Source organism: Ruegeria sp. C10 (assembly GCF_056537805.1).
Genome location: NZ_JBQFSC010000002.1, coordinates 706,978 through 724,621, shown reverse-complemented (window position 1 = coordinate 724,621; position 17,644 = coordinate 706,978). Strand labels below are relative to the sequence as shown.

General features: G+C 55.9%; 17 protein-coding genes. 8 read left to right on the top strand and 9 right to left on the bottom strand.

Annotated features, from left to right (window positions below):
* Positions 1-4: 4 nt before the first annotated feature.
* On the top strand, positions 5-2,863 hold the full coding sequence (uvrA, locus tag ACR0DE_RS11995) for an excinuclease ABC subunit UvrA (RefSeq protein WP_480753352.1): 2,859 nt from the start codon (positions 5-7) through the stop codon (positions 2,861-2,863).
* A gap of 74 nt (positions 2,864-2,937) precedes the next feature.
* Here the strand turns inward: uvrA and mmsB are convergent, their stop codons facing one another.
* The 3 genes from mmsB to ACR0DE_RS11980 are packed head-to-tail and all read right to left on the bottom strand — an operon-like array spanning position 2,938 to position 6,005.
* Positions 2,938-3,810: a 3-hydroxyisobutyrate dehydrogenase gene (gene mmsB / locus ACR0DE_RS11990; RefSeq protein WP_480753350.1), complete on the bottom strand. Its 873-nt coding sequence runs from the start codon at positions 3,808-3,810 to the stop codon at positions 2,938-2,940.
* Positions 3,811-3,813: 3 nt separating this feature from the next.
* Entirely contained in the window at positions 3,814-4,854 is a 1,041-nt protein-coding gene (locus tag ACR0DE_RS11985; RefSeq protein WP_480753348.1) for an enoyl-CoA hydratase/isomerase family protein, read from the bottom strand.
* Between the two features lie 8 nt (positions 4,855-4,862).
* Positions 4,863-6,005 carry an acyl-CoA dehydrogenase family protein gene (locus tag ACR0DE_RS11980; protein ID WP_480753346.1) on the bottom strand — a complete coding sequence of 381 codons (1,143 nt, stop codon included), beginning with the start codon at positions 6,003-6,005 and terminating at the stop codon, positions 4,863-4,865.
* Between the two features lie 159 nt (positions 6,006-6,164).
* Between ACR0DE_RS11980 and ACR0DE_RS11975 the strand changes: the two genes are divergently transcribed.
* Positions 6,165-7,025: a hypothetical protein gene (locus tag ACR0DE_RS11975; protein ID WP_480753345.1), complete on the top strand. Its 861-nt coding sequence runs from the start codon at positions 6,165-6,167 to the stop codon at positions 7,023-7,025.
* A gap of 2 nt (positions 7,026-7,027) precedes the next feature.
* Here ACR0DE_RS11975 and ACR0DE_RS11970 read toward each other — a convergent pair whose 3' ends face one another.
* A complete protein-coding gene (locus tag ACR0DE_RS11970) occupies positions 7,028-8,143 on the bottom strand; it encodes a carboxylate-amine ligase (RefSeq protein WP_170662450.1) in 1,116 nt (371 codons plus the stop codon).
* Between the two features lie 135 nt (positions 8,144-8,278).
* On the opposite strand from ACR0DE_RS11970, the gene ACR0DE_RS11965 reads away from it, so the two are divergent.
* Both ACR0DE_RS11965 and ACR0DE_RS11960 read left to right on the top strand, forming a co-directional pair.
* A complete protein-coding gene (locus tag ACR0DE_RS11965) occupies positions 8,279-9,130 on the top strand; it encodes a class I SAM-dependent methyltransferase (protein ID WP_170610464.1) in 852 nt (283 codons plus the stop codon).
* Between the two features lie 71 nt (positions 9,131-9,201).
* Complete coding sequence (locus ACR0DE_RS11960; RefSeq protein WP_480753342.1) at positions 9,202-9,678, top strand: fasciclin domain-containing protein; 477 nt, start codon at positions 9,202-9,204, stop codon at positions 9,676-9,678.
* A gap of 78 nt (positions 9,679-9,756) precedes the next feature.
* Here ACR0DE_RS11960 and ACR0DE_RS11955 read toward each other — a convergent pair whose 3' ends face one another.
* Entirely contained in the window at positions 9,757-10,356 is a 600-nt protein-coding gene (locus ACR0DE_RS11955; RefSeq protein WP_480753340.1) for a L,D-transpeptidase, read from the bottom strand.
* Positions 10,357-10,543: 187 nt separating this feature from the next.
* Positions 10,544-12,043, bottom strand: coding sequence for a CoA-acylating methylmalonate-semialdehyde dehydrogenase (locus ACR0DE_RS11950; protein WP_170421406.1), 1,500 nt, complete (start codon positions 12,041-12,043; stop codon positions 10,544-10,546).
* Between the two features lie 104 nt (positions 12,044-12,147).
* Here ACR0DE_RS11950 and ACR0DE_RS11945 point away from each other — a divergent pair, with 104 nt between their 5' ends.
* The 3 genes from ACR0DE_RS11945 (at position 12,148) to coaD (ending at position 14,123) form a co-directional block, all read left to right on the top strand.
* A complete protein-coding gene (locus ACR0DE_RS11945; protein ID WP_170405527.1) occupies positions 12,148-13,050 on the top strand; it encodes a LysR family transcriptional regulator in 903 nt (300 codons plus the stop codon).
* 61 nt (positions 13,051-13,111) lie between these two features.
* Positions 13,112-13,549 carry a CBS domain-containing protein gene (locus ACR0DE_RS11940; protein ID WP_170405529.1) on the top strand — a complete coding sequence of 146 codons (438 nt, stop codon included), beginning with the start codon at positions 13,112-13,114 and terminating at the stop codon, positions 13,547-13,549.
* An 82-nt stretch (positions 13,550-13,631) separates the two neighbouring features.
* Entirely contained in the window at positions 13,632-14,123 is a 492-nt protein-coding gene (gene coaD / locus ACR0DE_RS11935) for a pantetheine-phosphate adenylyltransferase (RefSeq protein WP_170393190.1), read from the top strand.
* Here the strand turns inward: coaD and gap (ACR0DE_RS11930) are convergent.
* The 3 genes from gap (ACR0DE_RS11930) to gap (ACR0DE_RS11920) all read right to left on the bottom strand — a co-directional run bounded on the left by gap (ACR0DE_RS11930) (position 14,115) and on the right by gap (ACR0DE_RS11920) (position 16,419).
* Entirely contained in the window at positions 14,115-15,119 is a 1,005-nt protein-coding gene (gene gap, locus ACR0DE_RS11930; protein ID WP_480753338.1) for a type I glyceraldehyde-3-phosphate dehydrogenase, read from the bottom strand. The genes coaD and gap (ACR0DE_RS11930) overlap by 9 nt on opposite strands.
* 81 nt (positions 15,120-15,200) lie before the next feature.
* Positions 15,201-15,344: a hypothetical protein gene (locus tag ACR0DE_RS11925; protein WP_010439846.1), complete on the bottom strand. Its 144-nt coding sequence runs from the start codon at positions 15,342-15,344 to the stop codon at positions 15,201-15,203.
* Between the two features lie 73 nt (positions 15,345-15,417).
* Positions 15,418-16,419 (bottom strand): type I glyceraldehyde-3-phosphate dehydrogenase, encoded by a 1,002-nt coding sequence (gene gap, locus ACR0DE_RS11920; protein WP_170393188.1) that lies wholly within the window; start codon positions 16,417-16,419, stop codon positions 15,418-15,420.
* Positions 16,420-16,601: 182 nt separating this feature from the next.
* Here gap (ACR0DE_RS11920) and ACR0DE_RS11915 point away from each other — a divergent pair, with 182 nt between their 5' ends.
* A complete protein-coding gene (locus tag ACR0DE_RS11915) occupies positions 16,602-17,573 on the top strand; it encodes a DUF808 domain-containing protein (RefSeq protein ID WP_170393187.1) in 972 nt (323 codons plus the stop codon).
* Positions 17,574-17,644: the final 71 nt, after the last annotated feature.

Genomic DNA, 17,644 nt, shown 5'->3' with positions numbered 1-17,644 from the left:
CTGAATGGCTGAGCTGAAGAATATCGAGGTGCGCGGTGCGCGCGAGCATAACCTCAAGAGCATTGATGTCGACATCCCACGGGATCAGCTGGTGGTGATCACTGGCCTGTCGGGCTCGGGAAAGTCTTCTTTGGCATTTGATACGATCTATGCCGAAGGGCAGCGCCGCTATGTCGAAAGCCTGTCGGCCTATGCGCGCCAGTTCCTCGATATGATGGAGAAGCCCGATGTGGATCACATTAGCGGACTAAGCCCCGCGATTTCGATCGAGCAGAAGACGACCTCAAAAAACCCGCGTTCGACCGTGGGCACCGTAACCGAGATCTACGACTATCTTCGCTTGCTCTTTGCCCGTGCTGGTACGCCTTACAGCCCGGCCACAGGATTGCCGATTGAGGCACAGCAGGTGCAGGACATGGTCGACCGGATCATGACGATGGAGGAGGGCACGCGCGGCTATCTGCTGGCCCCCATCGTTCGTGATCGGAAGGGTGAATATCGGAAAGAGTTCCTTGAGCTGCGCAAGCAGGGTTTTCAACGCGTCAAGGTAGATGGTGAGTTCTATGAATTGGATGAGCCGCCGACGCTGGACAAGAAGTTCCGCCACGATATCGACGTCGTTGTCGATCGTCTGGTGGTACGAGAAGGCATGGAAACACGCCTGGCCGACAGCCTAAGGACCGCACTGGATCTGGCGGACGGGATCGCAATCCTCGAAACCGCACCGAAAGAGGGCGACCCCGAACGCATCACATTCAGTGAGAATTTTGCCTGCCCGGTCAGTGGGTTCACCATCCCCGAGATCGAGCCGCGCCTGTTCTCATTCAACGCGCCCTTTGGGGCTTGCCCCGATTGCGACGGGCTTGGGGTCGAACTGTTCTTTGATGAACGTCTGGTCGTGCCGGACCAGACATTGAAACTCTATGACGGGGCGCTTGCGCCCTGGCGGAAGGGTAAATCACCCTATTTTCTGCAAACGATCGAAGCTATCGCGCGACATTACGAGTTTGACAAGAACACTCCCTGGAAGGACTTGCCCAAGAAAGTCCAGCAGGTGTTTCTGCGCGGGTCTGGTGATGAAGAGATCCAGTTCCGTTATGATGAAGGTGGCCGCGTTTATCAGGTTACCCGAAGCTTTGAAGGCGTCATTCCCAACATGGAGCGCCGCTATCGCGAGACTGACAGCGCCTGGATTCGCGAAGAATTCGAACGCTATCAAAACAACCGACCCTGCGGCACGTGCGAAGGCTACCGTCTACGTGCTGAGGCGCTGGCCGTCAAAATTGCGGGTTTGCACGTTGGGCAGGTCGTCGAAATGTCGATCCGCGAGGCGCTGGCCTGGGTTGAGGATGCCCCAAATCATCTGAGCGCACAAAAGAACGAGATCGCGCGCGCAATTCTCAAGGAAATTCGCGAGCGGTTGGGTTTTTTGAATAATGTTGGATTAGAATATCTTACGATGTCTCGTTCAAGTGGCACCCTGTCCGGAGGTGAAAGTCAGCGTATCCGTCTGGCGAGCCAGATCGGCTCGGGCCTGACCGGGGTATTGTATGTGCTCGACGAGCCATCGATTGGTCTGCACCAACGCGACAATGATCGTCTGCTGGGAACGCTTAAGAATTTGCGTGATCAGGGCAACACGGTCATCGTCGTTGAACATGACGAAGAGGCCATTCGCGAGGCGGATTATGTGTTTGATATCGGTCCCGGTGCAGGAGTGCATGGCGGACAGGTGGTCAGCCACGGTACGCCCGAGCATATCGCCGGCGATGCGGCCTCGATCACCGGCCAATATCTTTCGGGGACACGCGAGATCCCGGTGCCGGTTGAGCGGCGAAAGGGTAAGAAGCAGAAAGTGACCGTTGTTAAGGCGACGGGAAACAACCTCAAGAACGTGACGGCCGAATTTCCGCTGGGAAAATTTGTTTGTGTGACCGGTGTGTCTGGCGGTGGAAAATCGACGCTGACGATTGAGACTTTGTTCAAAACCGCCTCGATGCGGTTGAACGGCGCTCGTCAGACACCGGCGCCCTGTGAAACGATCAAAGGGCTAGAGCATCTGGACAAGGTGATCGACATAGATCAGCGACCCATTGGCCGGACTCCACGTTCAAATCCAGCGACTTACACCGGGGCTTTCACCCCGATCCGAGACTGGTTTGCCGGGTTGCCAGAAGCCAAAGCGCGTGGATACAAGCCCGGGCGGTTCAGCTTTAACGTCAAAGGCGGCCGGTGCGAAGCGTGTCAGGGTGATGGCGTTATCAAGATCGAGATGCACTTTCTGCCTGATGTTTATGTCACCTGCGAAACCTGCAAAGGCGCGCGATACAACCGTGAGACGCTTGAGATCAAGTTCAAGGGTAAGTCCATCGCGGATGTACTTGATATGACAGTGGAAGATGCGCAGGAATTCTTTAAAGCGGTGCCATCGATCCGCGACAAGATGGATGCCTTGGCTCGCGTTGGGCTCGGCTACATCAAAGTTGGTCAACAGGCGACCACGCTCTCCGGTGGTGAGGCGCAGCGTGTAAAGCTCTCTAAAGAACTGAGCAAGCGATCAACGGGTCGAACGCTGTATATTCTGGACGAACCCACAACGGGTCTGCATTTCGAGGACGTGCGTAAGCTATTGGAAGTCCTGCACGAACTGGTCGACCAAGGAAATACTGTTGTTGTCATCGAACATAATCTCGATGTCGTAAAAACCGCCGACTGGATAATCGACATTGGCCCGGAAGGTGGCGATGGCGGAGGTCAGATTGTGGCTGAGGGTACGCCCGAATACGTCGCTGAATGTGAGCGTAGCCACACTGGGCGTTATTTGAAGCCAATGCTGGATGGGCAAGCCGTAGCTGCCGAATAGGAACAGAGCGAGAGAAGAAAATGCTGCGAATTTTCTTCTCTGGTACTTCGTAGAGCGCTGCGTTCTTAGGTTGTTCAGTCTCTGGACCGCTTCTCAAATCGCGGTAACATGGCGCTGAAATCGCGACCCAAGCCATCTTCTTGTTCGACAAACAATTCATAGAGCTTTGTCGCAACCTGTCCCATGGGCGTATCTGCGTCCGCACTTTCGGCAGCCTGTTGGCTGAGACGTAGGTCTTTCAACATCAGCTCGGCGGCGAAACCAGGGGTGTAGTTATTGTCGGATGGGCTTTCGGGTCCAACGCCGGGGGCAGGGCAATAGGCGTTCATTGTCCAGCTGTACCCTGAGGACGTGCTGACGACATCGAACATCTTTTGCCGGTCCAATCCCAATTTATCAGCAAGCGCAAATGCCTCGCAGGTTGCGATCATTGTTACGCCGAGGATCATGTTGTTGCAGATTTTGGCGGCCTGACCCGCGCCAGCTTCACCGCAGTGAACCGCTTTTTGCCCCATGATTTCAAATAACGGAGCCGCCTTGGCAAAGGCTGTGTCAGATCCACCGGCCATAAAGGTCAAAGTGCCTGCAGCGGCCCCACCAATCCCGCCGGATACAGGTGCATCGACTGATAGCAGACCAGCCTGAGCAGCTTGCTGCGCCACCGCGCGGGCGCTGTCGACATCGACCGTAGAGCAGTCAATCAGAACCGCGCCGTCTTGCATTTCAGGGACAACTTCATCGGCCACAGCGCGCAGAATTTGCCCGTTGGGAAGCATGGTGATAACCACGTCGGCTTCCGCAGCAGCGGCAGCGCCGGAAGACGCCATGGCCACGCCTTCGATGGCGACATCAACTTGATCAAAGCCGATGACGTCATGGCCCGCGCGCGCCAGATTGGCCGCCATCGGGCCGCCCATGTTGCCAAGCCCTATGAATGCGATTTTCATCCCTTACTCCTCTGAAAAGCTTAGTGCATCCGCACCGAGCGGTTGCAGCATCTTGGACACCGCGACTGCAGGCACATCCAAATCAGCAAACTGCCATTTCGGGTTGCGATCCTTGTCGATGATCTGGGCGCGAATGCCTTCCAGAAAATCGCCATGCTCCATCGCGCGATAAGTAAACCGGTACTCCAGATCCAGCGCTTTTTGCAATGTCAGGCCGGTTCCGCGCAGCCGATGCAACATCTCGACAGCACAAGCCATGGAGATAGGAGAGTTTCGCTGCAGTGTGCCGAGAATTTTCGTCGAAAATTCTGTGTCATCGTTGCGCAAGCTGTTCAGTATATCGCCAAGGCTTTCTCCGCTGAATAGCCGGTCGATCTCGCCCTGCATTTCAGCCAAGGGGCTATCCGGTGCGGGCACTGCATGCTCATCCACCAGTTCCGCCCGTCCAGAGGCTTCCAACTGGTCTATCAGCTCCGCCCAATGCTCTTGGGGAATGAAATGGTCGGCAAACCCGGCATAGATCGCATCTCCGGGCCCCATGCGGTGGCCGGTGGTGCCCAGATACTCGCCCAATCGCCCCGGCGCCAGCGCCAACATCAGCGATCCGCCCACATCAGGAACCAGCCCGATTGAGCATTCCGGCATCGCGATCTTTGAGCTTTCTCCAACCACTCGATGGCTGCCATGGCACCCGATGCCAACCCCGCCACCCATGGTGAAACCTTGCAGGAAGCTGATCACTGGTTTTGAGTACTCAAAAATCAAGGCATTCAGTCGGTATTCGTCGCGCCAAAACGTTTGGCCATAAGCATAGTCCGCCTTGGTGCCGGTTGCATAAAGCTCGGCAATATCTCCGCCAGCGCAAAAGGCTTTGTCGCCTTCGGCATCGAGTATGATCAGATCGACTTGATCATCCTCACGCCAGTTGCGCAGAGCGGTATCGATGGCCATGCACATCTCATAGCTAAGGGCGTTCAGGGCGTGTGGTCGTGTCAGTGTGATGCGCCCGGCACGGCCTGTGGTGCGAATGTCGATATCGGACATCAAAGACCTCAGCGATTGGAGAGCATCTGGCGCGCGACGATCACGCGCATGATCTCGTTCGTGCCTTCCAGTATTTGGTGCACGCGCAGATCCCGCACCAGTTTCTCGATGCCATAATCAGCCAGATAGCCGTATCCACCGTGCAATTGCAGACACTGATCCACGACTTTCGATCCGGTTTCGGTTACGAACTTCTTGGCCATCGCGCAGAATTTTGTGGCGTCCGGTGCGCCTTGATCAAGTTTCCACGCTGCCTGACGCAGGAAGGTGCGCGCCGCCTGTAGCTCAATCTCCATATCTGCCAGTCGGAACTGCAGCGCCTGAAACTGATCGATCGATTGTCCAAAGGCCTTGCGCTCGGACATGTACTGCAACGTCATGTCCAGACCGTTCTGAGCTGCCCCCAGCGAGCAGGAGGCGATGTTCAGACGGCCACCGTCCAGCCCCATCATCGCGTATTTGAAACCGTCGCCTTCAGCTCCGACCAGATTGCCGGATGGAATTTTGCAATCGTCAAACTGAACTTGCGCGGTTGGCTGGCTTTTCCAACCCATTTTCTGTTCCAGACCACCGAAACTCAGGCCCGGCGTGCCGTCTTCGACATAGACGGTAGAGATCCCCCTAGGGCCGTCTTCACCCGTGCGCACCATGCAGACATAGGCATCCGAATAGCCGCCGCCGGAAATGAACGCTTTTGTGCCGTTGAGCGTGAAGCCTTCATTGGTCCGTTCAGCGCGCGTTTTCAGCGCCGCAGCGTCCGATCCCGATCCGGGTTCCGTCAGGCAGTAGCTGAGGACGGTTTCGAGGCTGAGGATACTTGGCATAATGCGGTACTTCAGATCGTCACTGCCAAAGCTGTCCAGCATTTTGGCGCACATGTTGTGAATCGACAGGAACGCCGCGACCGAGGGGCAGGCCATCGATAGCGCTTCGAACACCAGTGTCGCATCCAATCGCGTCAAACCCGAACCGCCAGCCTCTTCCGAGACATAAAGTCCACCAAATCCTAGTTCGCCGATTTTGGGCCAGAGCTCTTTGGGGATGGTTCCGTCTGCTTCCCACTGACGCGCGAAGGGGGCGATGTGGTCTTGGCCAAAGGCGTAGGCCATGTCGAAAATGGCCGTTTGTTCTTCGGTCAGCGCGAAATCCATGACGTGTGCTTCCTGATGGCTATAGAATTGAACGAGCGTTTTATTCTTCAATCCTTACAGAAATTTTTCAATGACGGCAAACACGGCGATTTAGGGGATTTCTGGACGGTGAGGTATACTGCGGGAATTCTGCTTTCTTGATCATTACGGAGTATTCTTATGTCGTCACACAAGCTTGCTGTTATCGTGATTCACGGCATGGGCAGCCAGTACAATCCTCAGAACCAGCCGCCATCCACGACCCCAACGTTTTCCAGAGGGCTGAAACGACGCGTTGCGAACCGGGTCGGCGCGGATATGGATGATGTGATCTGGCACGAGGTGGTCTGGGCACAGATCCTGCAAGGGCGGCAAAAGGCATATCTGCGTAAGGTCAACCGCAGCCTTGGATACGACAAGCTGCGCGAGTTTGTAGTGTGCAATCTATCGGATGCGGCTTCTTACCGACCAACTCCGGATGATGGCGATAAGATCTATGAGGCGATCCACAAAAAAATCGAGAATGTGATGGGGGTCGTCAAATACCAGGTCGGACCACAGGGGCCTGTACTGATCCTGGCGCATTCGCTGGGTGGGCACATAATGTCGAACTATATTTATGACATGCAAAGACATCTGCGCCAGGGTGGTTCACCGGTTCACCCGACAGATGTTGAAAACATGAAAACCGTTGCTGGCCTCGTGACGTTTGGGTGCAATATTCCGATTTTTCTGTTCGCATATCCCGAGAATGAGATTTTTCCGATCATGGCCCCGAACCGCGCGCTGCCGCCTGCGTTGCAGTTTTCGACCTGGTGGCGAAACTACTATGACAAGCATGATGTCTTGGGTTTTCCATTGGGCAAAAGCGCGCCAAGCTATGAACAGCTCGCTCAAAGTGGGGCCTTGAAGGATAAGCCGATCAATGCGGGCAAAATCTTTACGTCGTGGAACCCGCTTTCGCATAACGGATACTGGACGGATCGCGATTTGTATGAACCCGTAGCGGACCGGATTAAAGAGATTTTGGCGGCGGTTTGACTTTATAGGTCGGCGTGAAATTCCTCGATCAGGTGCTTGACCACCGCCATGCCCGGATCATCCTCGCGCGCCAAAGCTTCAGCGTAAACACGGCGTTGGCGGGTGGCGGAGGTGCCATTTTCTGCGATCTGCCGAAGTCGGGCGAGTTCGGTCATGGTGCCCAATGCCTCGGTGTCTTCGGCCAACATGCCCATCAGCTCTCCGATCAGTTCAGCCATCGGCTTGATTGAGCGATCACCGAAATCGATCAGACCTTCGCCCACACCGTAGCGCTGCGCGCGCCAACGGTTTTCGCCGATCAGAAACTTATCATATTGCCGCCAACGAAGATTGCGGTCTTTCAGGCGGCACAGCATCCGGGTCAGCGCCTGCACTAGCGCCGCAAGCGAAAGCGTATGTTCAAGCCTTGGCTGTACGTCCATGATGCGTGTTTCTAGGGTGGGGAACCGGTGAGATGGACGTAGGTCCCACCAGATTTTAGAGGTGTCCTCGATCACGCCGAGTTCGACCAGCACGCCGGTGGTGCGTTCGTATTCGCCCCAACTGCTGAACACCGGGGGCAGACCGGTCCGGGGCAGATTGTCGAACACGGTGAGCCTATAGGAGGAAAGCCCGGTATCTTCGCCGTTCCAATAAGGAGACGAGGTCGACAACGCCAGCAGATGGGGCAGAAAGTAAGAAAGCTGGGGTACCAGGTCGGCGCGCAAGGCTTGATCTTCGACGCCCACATGCACATGCATTCCGCAGATCAGCATCCGCCGCGCCACGCCGCCCAAAGCATGCTGCAGGGCGTCATAGCGTTCTTTCCGTGTATGGTGCTGGTCTTTCCAGTTCGCAAACGGGTGGCAAGAGACCGCGATCGGAGCCAAATTATACTCGGCTGCACGTTTTGAAACACAAGAACGCAGGCGCTTTAGATCTTCGCGCGCCGATCTGATCGTAGCATGTGGGCGGGTCCCGACTTCGATCTGGCACTGCAGAAATTCCGGGCTGACCTGGCCTTCGAAATCTGCCTGACAAGCTTCCATCAATGCTGCGGGCGCCTCGGCGAGCTGCAGACTGTCTTGATCGACCAGCAGGTATTCCTCTTCAATGCCGATCGTGAATTCCTGCTGCATGGCGGCCCTCGTTGGTCAATTCACATCAGTGAATACGGAAATTAGCGTTTTGCCAAGGGTTTGGCCTGTCGGTTCTTGCGGAAGTCCTGCGTGCACAGGTAAAGAGCGGGCGCAACGTAATGTGGAGCCGTCCTCGTGAAACCCAGAAAATTTCCGCAGATCAATGCAGCCCTAGATGAGTTGGGCGTCAAGCTGATCGACAAGGTTACGGAACAGGATGAACGGGCGCGGCTGGAAGCGTTCGAACGGGCAGGGGGATTGACCAGGCCCGCTTATGCCCTGTCGCCGGGAATGGACGGATTCGATATCGCGCAACTTGTCGAAGAGTATACGCGCCATGCCGATGCGCTTGCAGCTTTGAAGGACCCGGCGCGAAACCAAACCGGTTATTACACCGGCAACGGATATTACGATAGCCCGGATGCGGATGCGCTTTACTTGATGATCCGCCGCTTTCAGCCCAAGCGCGTGATCGAGGTCGGCTGCGGGAACTCTACCCGCGTGACGCGGCAGGCGATCATAGATGGTGGTTTGGATACGACGATCACGGCAATTGATCCGTACCCGCGCGCAGATATCGCCCATGTCGTCGATCAGTTTGAGCAGAAGCGACTGGAAGAAGTAGATCCCGCGCTGTTCGATCAGCTTGAGGCTGGGGATGTTCTGTTCATCGATTCAAGCCATGTGGTTCGGATGAGCAACGATGTCGCCCATCTATTCTGTCGGATCATTCCGGCGCTGAAACCCGGCGTTGTCATTCATGTCCACGATGTTTTTCTGCCTTATGAATATCCCAAACGGTTCTTCTATGACTGCCCAGGATGGGGTGAGCAGTACATGTTGCACGCCTTGCTGCAATCCGGTTTCTATTCAATGCTTTGGCCCGGATATTACCTTCAGCAGGATCGCCCCGACGCCGTCGCAGCGCTGCCGTTTCTAGAAGAGGGCCGTGCGCAGAGCATCTGGGTTCAGCTCAAAGAAAATTGATTTCTGTGTGATCCGGTTCGAACCCAGGCCCGTAACCCTTTCCATAACAAGCTGGAGAGGAGTTAACAGCCATGTTCCGCCGCACATTCATGGGCGCTGCCGCCGCATTTGCACTTACACTGCCCGTCAAGGCACAGGCCGCTGACATCGTAGATACCGCAGTTGCTGCCGGGTCTTTCAACACCCTGGTTGCTGCCGTTCAGGCCGCGGGCCTGGTTGATACGCTGAAAGGCGATGGGCCCTTCACCGTCTTTGCACCCACGGATGAAGCTTTTGCAGCTCTGCCTGAAGGCACTGTTGAAACCCTACTTCTGCCAGAAAACAAGGACCAGTTGGTGTCGATCCTGACCTACCATGTCGTGCCAGCCAAAGTGATGTCCGGCGACATTGCAGGAAAGCGCGCGAAGGTTTTGACCGTGCAAGGCGACCGACTAAGCGTGAACGCAAAAAATGGCGTGAAAGTTAATGGTGCCAAAGTTGTGCAGGCCGACATCGAAGCCAGCAACGGCGTCATTCACGTTGTCGACGAAGTTATCATTCCCGAATAAATCTACCACCTTCACGAAAACAAAAGCCCCGTTCCTGATGGACGGGGCTTTTTTGTGTTTCGTGTAGAAACTCGCCGTTTAGACCAATCGTACCTGAGTACCGACCTTTACCAGCGGATACAGCTCTTCAACGTGCTGGTTATAGAGACCAATACAGCCGGACGAGCTCTGACGTCCAATCTTGCGGGTATCATAGGTGCCGTGAACCAGGTAGGCAGGCCAGCCAAGATACATAGCGCGAGTTCCCAATGGGTTTCCAGGTTCACCACCCTCCATGCGAATTGGCAACGAGGGATCGCGCTCGCGCATTGATGGGGTTGGTGTCCAGCTTGGGTTCTCCGCCTTGCGTGTGACCTTGGTATAGCCGCGCTTGGTCAGCTCTTCGCTCATCGGGACAGAACTGGGGTACAGCTTGTAGGTTCCATCCGGCCCCCAGTAATGAACAGCCCGGCTGGTGATATCGGCCAACAATGCGCCGACGCCCAACTCGTCAAAGTGATCCTGCCAATTCTGCTGCGAGAACGATGAAACGTTACGACGTACTGGAAGCTGCGTGCTGATTGCTTCCTCGGTCTGTGGGAAAGCATCAGTGCTTTGAGCACGCACGATGGCAGGGGCCGCAATCAGCGATGCAGCGCCCAAAAGGGCGTGACGACGGGTAAAACGATATTGGGACAAGGTTGCCTCCAGGAAGTTATGAGCTGCTCGGATAGTTGAATTACCGATAAAATATTAGTGAATGCCTGCTTTTTCCAGAGGGCGACCTCTGAATTTCTTGTGAGGTAGGCGATCAGGCAGCAACAGGCGCATGCACGAAAAAACCCGACCCATGTAGGGCCGGGTTTCCTGATTTGAAAGCTGTTGATCAGTCCATCGCTTTGAAGTTGAACTCGCCACCTTCCTTGATGCCCGACGGCCAGCGCGATGTCACTGTTTTGGTGCGTGTGTAGAACTTGAAGCTGTCCGGACCGTGCTGGTTCAGGTCGCCGAACATCGATTTCTTCCAGCCGCCAAAAGTGTGGTAGGCCAGCGGAACCGGGATCGGAACGTTGATGCCGACCATGCCGATGTTCACACGGCTGGCAAAGTCACGCGCCGTATCACCGTCGCGGGTGAAGATCGCAGTGCCGTTGCCGTATTCATGATCCATCGCCAGTTTCAGCGCCTCTTCGTAGGAACCCGCGCGGACGGTCGACAGGACCGGTCCAAAGATCTCTTGCTTGTAGATATCCATGTCGGGAGTGACGTTGTCGAACAAGTGCGGGCCGACAAAGAAGCCGTCCTCATAACCCTGCAAGCTGAAATCGCGGTTGTCGACAACCAGCTTCGCACCCTGCTCAACGCCCGAGTTGATCAGGCCAAGGATACGCTCTTTCGCGGCAGCAGTAACAACCGGACCCATGTCTACGTCGTCGCCCGCTGTGTAGGGGCCAACTTTCAGCTTCTCCACGCGAGGGATCAGCTTTTCGATCAGTGCGTCTGCGGTTTCTTCGCCCACAGGCACGGCCACCGAGATTGCCATGCAGCGTTCGCCAGCCGCGCCGAAACCTGCACCGACCAGCGCATCAGCAGCCTGATCCAGATCGGCGTCGGGCATAACGATCATGTGGTTCTTGGCACCACCGAAACACTGCGCCCGTTTGCCGTTGGCGGTTGCACGAGCATAGATGTATTGCGCAATCGGGGTTGAACCCACGAACGACACGCCCTGAATGATTTCGCTGTCCAGCAGGGTATCCACGGCCTCTTTGTCACCGTTTACGACTTGGAACACGCCCTTGGGCAGACCAGCTTCGACAAACAGCTCTGCCAGCATCAATGGAACAGAGGGGTCGCGCTCGGACGGTTTCAGAACAACTGCGTTGCCGCAGGCCAGTGCCGGGCCAACGTGCCAAAGCGGCATCATTGCAGGGAAGTTGAATGGCATGATCGAAGCGACCACGCCCAGTGGCTGACGCATCGAATACATATCGATGCCCGGGCCCGCGCTGTCGGTGAACTCACCTTTCAGCATCTGGGGCGCGCCGATGCAGTACTCGATCACTTCCAGACCACGCTGCAAGTCACCCTTCGCATCGGGAATGGTCTTGCCATGTTCCCGGCTGAGAGCCTCGGCCAGCTTGTCCATGTCGCGGTTCATCAAGCCAACCATCGCCATCATAACGCGCGCGCGCTTCTGCGGGTTGGTTGCGCCCCAAGCGACCTGAGCTGCTGCAGCGTCTTCGATCGCAGCGGTGGTCTCGGCGACACTGGCCATCGGGCATTGGTACTGCACTTCACCCGTTGCTGGGTTGAATACATTGTCAAAGCGGCCAGATGTGCCAGCGACATTTTCGCCGTTGATGAAATGGGTCAGGTTCTGCATTGCAAACTCCTCCGGATTAAGTTGCGCGAAGAATAGACTTGCGAAAATCACCTGAACAGAGGCAATATTTCAAATCAGTTTTGCAAAAATGCAAAGGATAGAACATGACGCCGAATTGGGATGATTTGCGGGTTTTCCTGGCGGTCGCGCGCGATGAAAGCCTTTCGGGTGCGGGGCGGGTTCTCAAGATCGACCCGGCGACAGTCGGGCGTAGAATCGCGCGGCTCGAAGCGGCATTGGACGCGGTGTTGTTCACGAAATCACAGCAGGGCTATGTGTTGACGACTGCAGGACAACGCCTGATGGAGCATGGGCTGCAGGCGGAAGAAGCTATGCGCGCAGCGACTGGTGTCATGTCAGGCTCTGCCAAATCGCTAAGCGGTCAGATCCGAATTGGTGCCCCGGATGGTAGTGCCAATTACCTGTTGCCACAGGTCTGCGCCAAGATCAGCGATGCCAATCCTGATCTCGACATTCAGATCCTGGCGTTGCCGCGCATCATCAACCTATCCCGTCGAGAGGCCGACATGGCGGTAACAGTCAGTGCGCCCACCGCAGGGAAACTGCTGGTGCAGAAGATATCCGACTATCGGTTGCATATGGTCGCAACGAAGGAATACCTGAGTCGTCACGCCGAAATTCGATCCATCGAGGATCTAAAAGGGCATCGGATGATAGGCTATATTCCGGACATGATCTTCGACCGCGAGCTGGACTATCTCAACGACATTGGTGTTGAACGTGTCGCGCTTGCATCAAACTCTGTTTCCGTTCAGCTGCGACAAGTTTCGCTGGGAACAGGGGTCTGCGTGGCACATGATTTCACATTGCCGTTCCATCGTGGATTGCAGAAAATCCTGACGGATCAGGTCAGTCTGACCCGGGGCTTTTATCTGGTCCGCCATCAGGGCGATCAGCGCAATGAGCGGTTGAACCGCTTTGCCGAGGCGTTGACGCGCGGAATACGGGACGAAGTAGCGCGGCTTGAGCGCGAAGCTTCACCTTGACACATTCACACATTCCGGCAACGCTTTGGAAAACAGTACGTAATTCCGGAGGTTTTCGCTTATGCTTGTACAGGCCATTCTCAAATCAAAGGCCAGCGGCGGTGTGGAGACGGTCGAGCCAACGGCATCCGTTTCTCAGGCTGCCGAGATTCTTGCGGAAAAGCGGATTGGTACTGTGGTCATTTCCGAGGATGGGGGGCAGACGGCAGCGGGTATTTTATCCGAACGAGACATTGTTCGCGAGTTGGCTGCCAGCGGCAGTGGGTGCCTAGATAAACCCGTTAGCAACTATATGACCAAGCAACTTGTGACCGCCAGCCAGCAGGATACTGTTGAGTCTATCCTGTCCCAGATGACCGAAGGACGATTTCGCCACATGCCTGTATTGGAAGATGGCAAACTGGTCGGCATCGTTACGCTGGGTGATGCGGTGAAGGCGCAACTGGCTGAACTTGCTATGGAAAAAGACGCGCTTGAAGGCATGATCATGGGGCACTGAACGCGGGGGCTGTTTCAGCCTCTTGCACCTGCGGCAAAGTTATGTTTGCTTGCGCAGAAATATTGTTGCGCTGGAGAGCCCAATGCGGGTTGGATTATATCCCGGTACTTTCGACCCTATCACCATGGGTCATATAGACATTATTCGCCGCGCGGCTGCGCTGGTGGATAAGCTCGTCATTGGTGTTGCTATCAACCGGGACAAGGGCCCGCTGTTTTCTTTGGAAGAGCGTGTCGCGATGATCGAGGCCGAATGCGCCCATCTAACCGAGCAGACTGGCACCGAGATTGTCGCGCATCCGTTTGAAAACCTGCTGATCGATTGCGCCCGCGATGTAGGCGCTCAGATCATCGTGCGCGGACTGCGTGCGGTTGCGGATTTCGAGTATGAATTCCAGATGGTTGGGATGAATCGCGCGTTGGACGACTCGATTGAGACCGTGTTCTTGATGGCAGAGGCACGGCATCAAGCCATTGCGTCGAAACTGGTCAAAGAAATCGCCAGATTGAACGGGGACGTGTCAAAATTCGTCACGCCCCGCGTCAATTCCGCCTTGAAAGAGCGGTTAGGATAGCGCGCCCATCGCGGCGGCTGTGTCCAGCATCCGGTTCGAGAAGCCCCATTCGTTGTCGTACCATGCAAGCACACGAACCAATGTGCCGTCAGTTACTTTGGTTTCAGCCAGTGAAACCGTCGAGCTATGCGAGTCGTGGTTGAAATCGATCGAGATCAAGGGGCGATTCTCGGCCGCCAGCACACTGGGGATTTTGGCGGCGGCTTCTACAAAGAGGGCATTGACCTCTTCTTCGGTCGTCGGTCGCGAAACCTCAGCAACCAGATCAACGACTGAGACATTGGGCGTGGGGACACGAATGGCTTGCCCGGTCAACTTACCAGCAAGCTGCGGCAATACCAGACCCACTGCAGACGCCGCGCCGGTTGTCGTGGGAATCATCGACAGTGCTGCTGCGCGCGACAAGTAGGGGTCTTTGCCCGCAGTGTCGTGAACCGGTTGGCTCGCCGTATAGGCATGAACGGTTGTCATGTTGCCGTGTTTGATGCCAAGCCCTGCGTCCAATGCTGCGGCCACGGGCGATAGGCAGTTGGTGGTGCACGAGGCATTGGAAACAACGATATCGTCGGCGGTTAGCTCATGATCGTTCACGCCGAACACGACTGTCTTCACGCCGCCGTCGCCACGGGCAGGGGCCGAGATCAATACTCTCTTTGATCCGTTTTTCAGGTGCCGCTCAGCTGCTTCACGGGTCCGGAAAACACCGGTGCATTCCAGAACCACATCCACATCAGACCAGTCCAGTGCTTCGGGATCACGCTCGCTGGTCAGCCGGATGGGCCCAGCACCCACATCCAGACCTGCATCAGTCAGAGTTACGGGTTTGGAATAGCGTCCATGCACACTGTCGAACTCGAACAGATGTGCGTTCATTTCGGGCTTTGCCAGATCGTTGATTGCGATGATTTCAACATCAGTACGTCCGGATTCCATGACGGCCCGAAGAACGCCGCGCCCGATCCGTCCAAATCCATTGATTGCCAGCTTGAGTGTCATAATGCGCTCCGTCAGAACATGGTCCATAGATGGTTAGCGCTAACAAAGCCAGATTGGCGCGAAAGTCAAGAAAAACCTCTGTCAGCGCCAGAAGGCGAGCCAATCCAGGAAATCGTAGAGCTTCTTGCCCAGGAATAGCAGGTGTTCGGTGCCGAATAGTGCCACGTCCAGCATCAGACCGCCCAGAATTAGGATTCCAAGCCAGATGGCGATTTGATTTGTCATTTCTGCGCCCTGAACGAAAATGCCCGCTCAGATAACCTGAGCGGGCATAAAGGTACAAGCTATGTCCAAAGGGTCAGTTAAGGCGGCCCATCGCGACGGCGACATCCGCCATACGCACCGAGAATCCCCATTCGTTGTCATACCACGCCAGCACGCGCACCATACGGTTGTCGACCACACGGGTTTGATCCGGCGCGAAGATCGAGCTTTCTTCGGTATGGTTAAAATCGGTCGAAACCAGCGGCGCAGGCTCATACCCTAGAACGCGCTGCATCGGGCCTTTCGCTGCCTCTTCGACGATGGCGTTAACTTCTTCGACAGTGACGTCGCGCGAGGCGCGGAATGATAGATCAACGGCCGAGACGTTTGGAGTGGGCACGCGGATGGCCGAGCCGTCCAGGCGCCCTTTGAGGTTCGGCAGAACCTCTCCCAGTGCTGCAGCGGCGCCAGTGGACGTCGGGATCATCGACATGGCGGCAGCGCGGGCGCGATAAAGATCGCTGTGGCGACGGTCCAGCGTCGGTTGGTCGCCGGTATAGGCGTGAATCGTGGTCATGATGCCATGCTCGATGCCGATACCTTCGTCCAGAACCTTGGCAAGCGGAGCAAGGCAGTTTGTGGTGCAAGAACCGTTCGACACCATGTTGTCGTTTGCAGTCAGGCTGTTGTGGTTCACACCAAATACGATGGTCTTGTCGACATTCTTGCCAGGGGCCGATAGCAGAACCTTACCAGCGCCGCGCTCAAGATGGGTTTTAGCCTTCAGGCCGTCGTTGAATTTACCGGTGCATTCCAGAACGACATCGCAGCCTTCCCAGTCCAGCTCGTTCATATCGTAGGTTGAGAACATCTCCATCGGGCCGCGACCCAGATCCATGGTGTTGCCTTCGACCGAGACGTCGCGTGGGAAACGTCCATGAATACTGTCGTATTTCAACAGATGCGCCGAGGTTTCCAGCGGGCCGGTGGCGTTGACCTTGATCACTTCGATGTCGTTGCGCGCCGATGCGGCGATGTGCGACAGAGTACAGCGGCCGATGCGGCCAAAACCATTGATACCGACCTTGATGGTCATCCGACGTCTCCAAAAATGCGCTTGCGTTGCAGGCCATATAGCCGCGAATATTGAATCTCAAAAGGGCAAAAATGGCATATTTTTAAGGTGTTAGCGCAAACCTGCGCCGATTGCGCTAACGCTTGCGCTAGCCGTTGGATCAGGTAGGGTCCGATCGAACAGATGAATGGAAAGGAAGCGCGATGAGTGGTCTGTTGGCCCTGTTGGACGACGTGGCGGGCATTGCAAAGGTTGCGGCGGCCTCGGTGGACGATGTGGTGGCCGCTGCCGGCAAGGCTGGGGCTAAGACTGCGGGTGTGATCATTGACGATGCGGCCGTGACGCCCAAATACGTTCAGGGATTTGCCCCGGCGCGGGAACTGCCGATCATCTGGCGCATCGCGCGCGGATCGATTTTCAACAAGATCATTCTGTTGTTGCCAGTGGCATTGCTACTCGCCAATTTTGCGCCTTGGTTGATCACACCGCTGCTTATGCTCGGTGGTTCATATCTGTGTTTCGAGGGGGCCGAGAAGATTTTTCACGTCCTGTTTCCACATGGGAGCCATGCGATAGACGAAGATATGAAAAATCCTGATCCTGGCCATCTGGAAGAAAAGAAGGTGAAGGGTGCGATCAAGACTGACTTTATTCTTTCTGCTGAAATCATGACCATCGCTTTGGCGGCCATTGAAGCGCCGAATGTGTGGATGCAAGCCGCGACGCTGGCCGTGGTGGGCGTTGGGGTCACCGTCGCCGTTTATGGCTCGGTCGCTCTGATCGTGAAAATGGATGATGTCGGCCTGTATTTGGCGCAAAACGCGCCGACGCCGATAGGGCGCGGAACGGGAAGGGGCCTCGTCAAAGCGATGCCCGTTGTTATGAAAGTTCTGTCTATCGTTGGTACTGCTGCGATGCTGTGGGTCGGCGGGTCGATCATGATCCACGGTATGGAGGTCCTGGGCTTTGGCTGGCTGGGCCATCACATTTACGACTGGGCAAATGCTGCGAGTCATGCTGTGTCTGAACAATGGGCAGGCGCGGTAAAGTGGATCGCGAAGGCGACGATGGATGGTGTATTCGGTCTGGCCTATGGGCTGGCGCTGATACCGGTGGCAACCAAGCTGCTGTCCCCCGCGATCAGCGCGATTTCGGGATCTGCGAATAAACACTGAAATCAGGATCATGTGACGTGAGGTTTCATCTGGCACAACGGTAAGAGCGGGGTAAGTTCCAATCGAAGCAT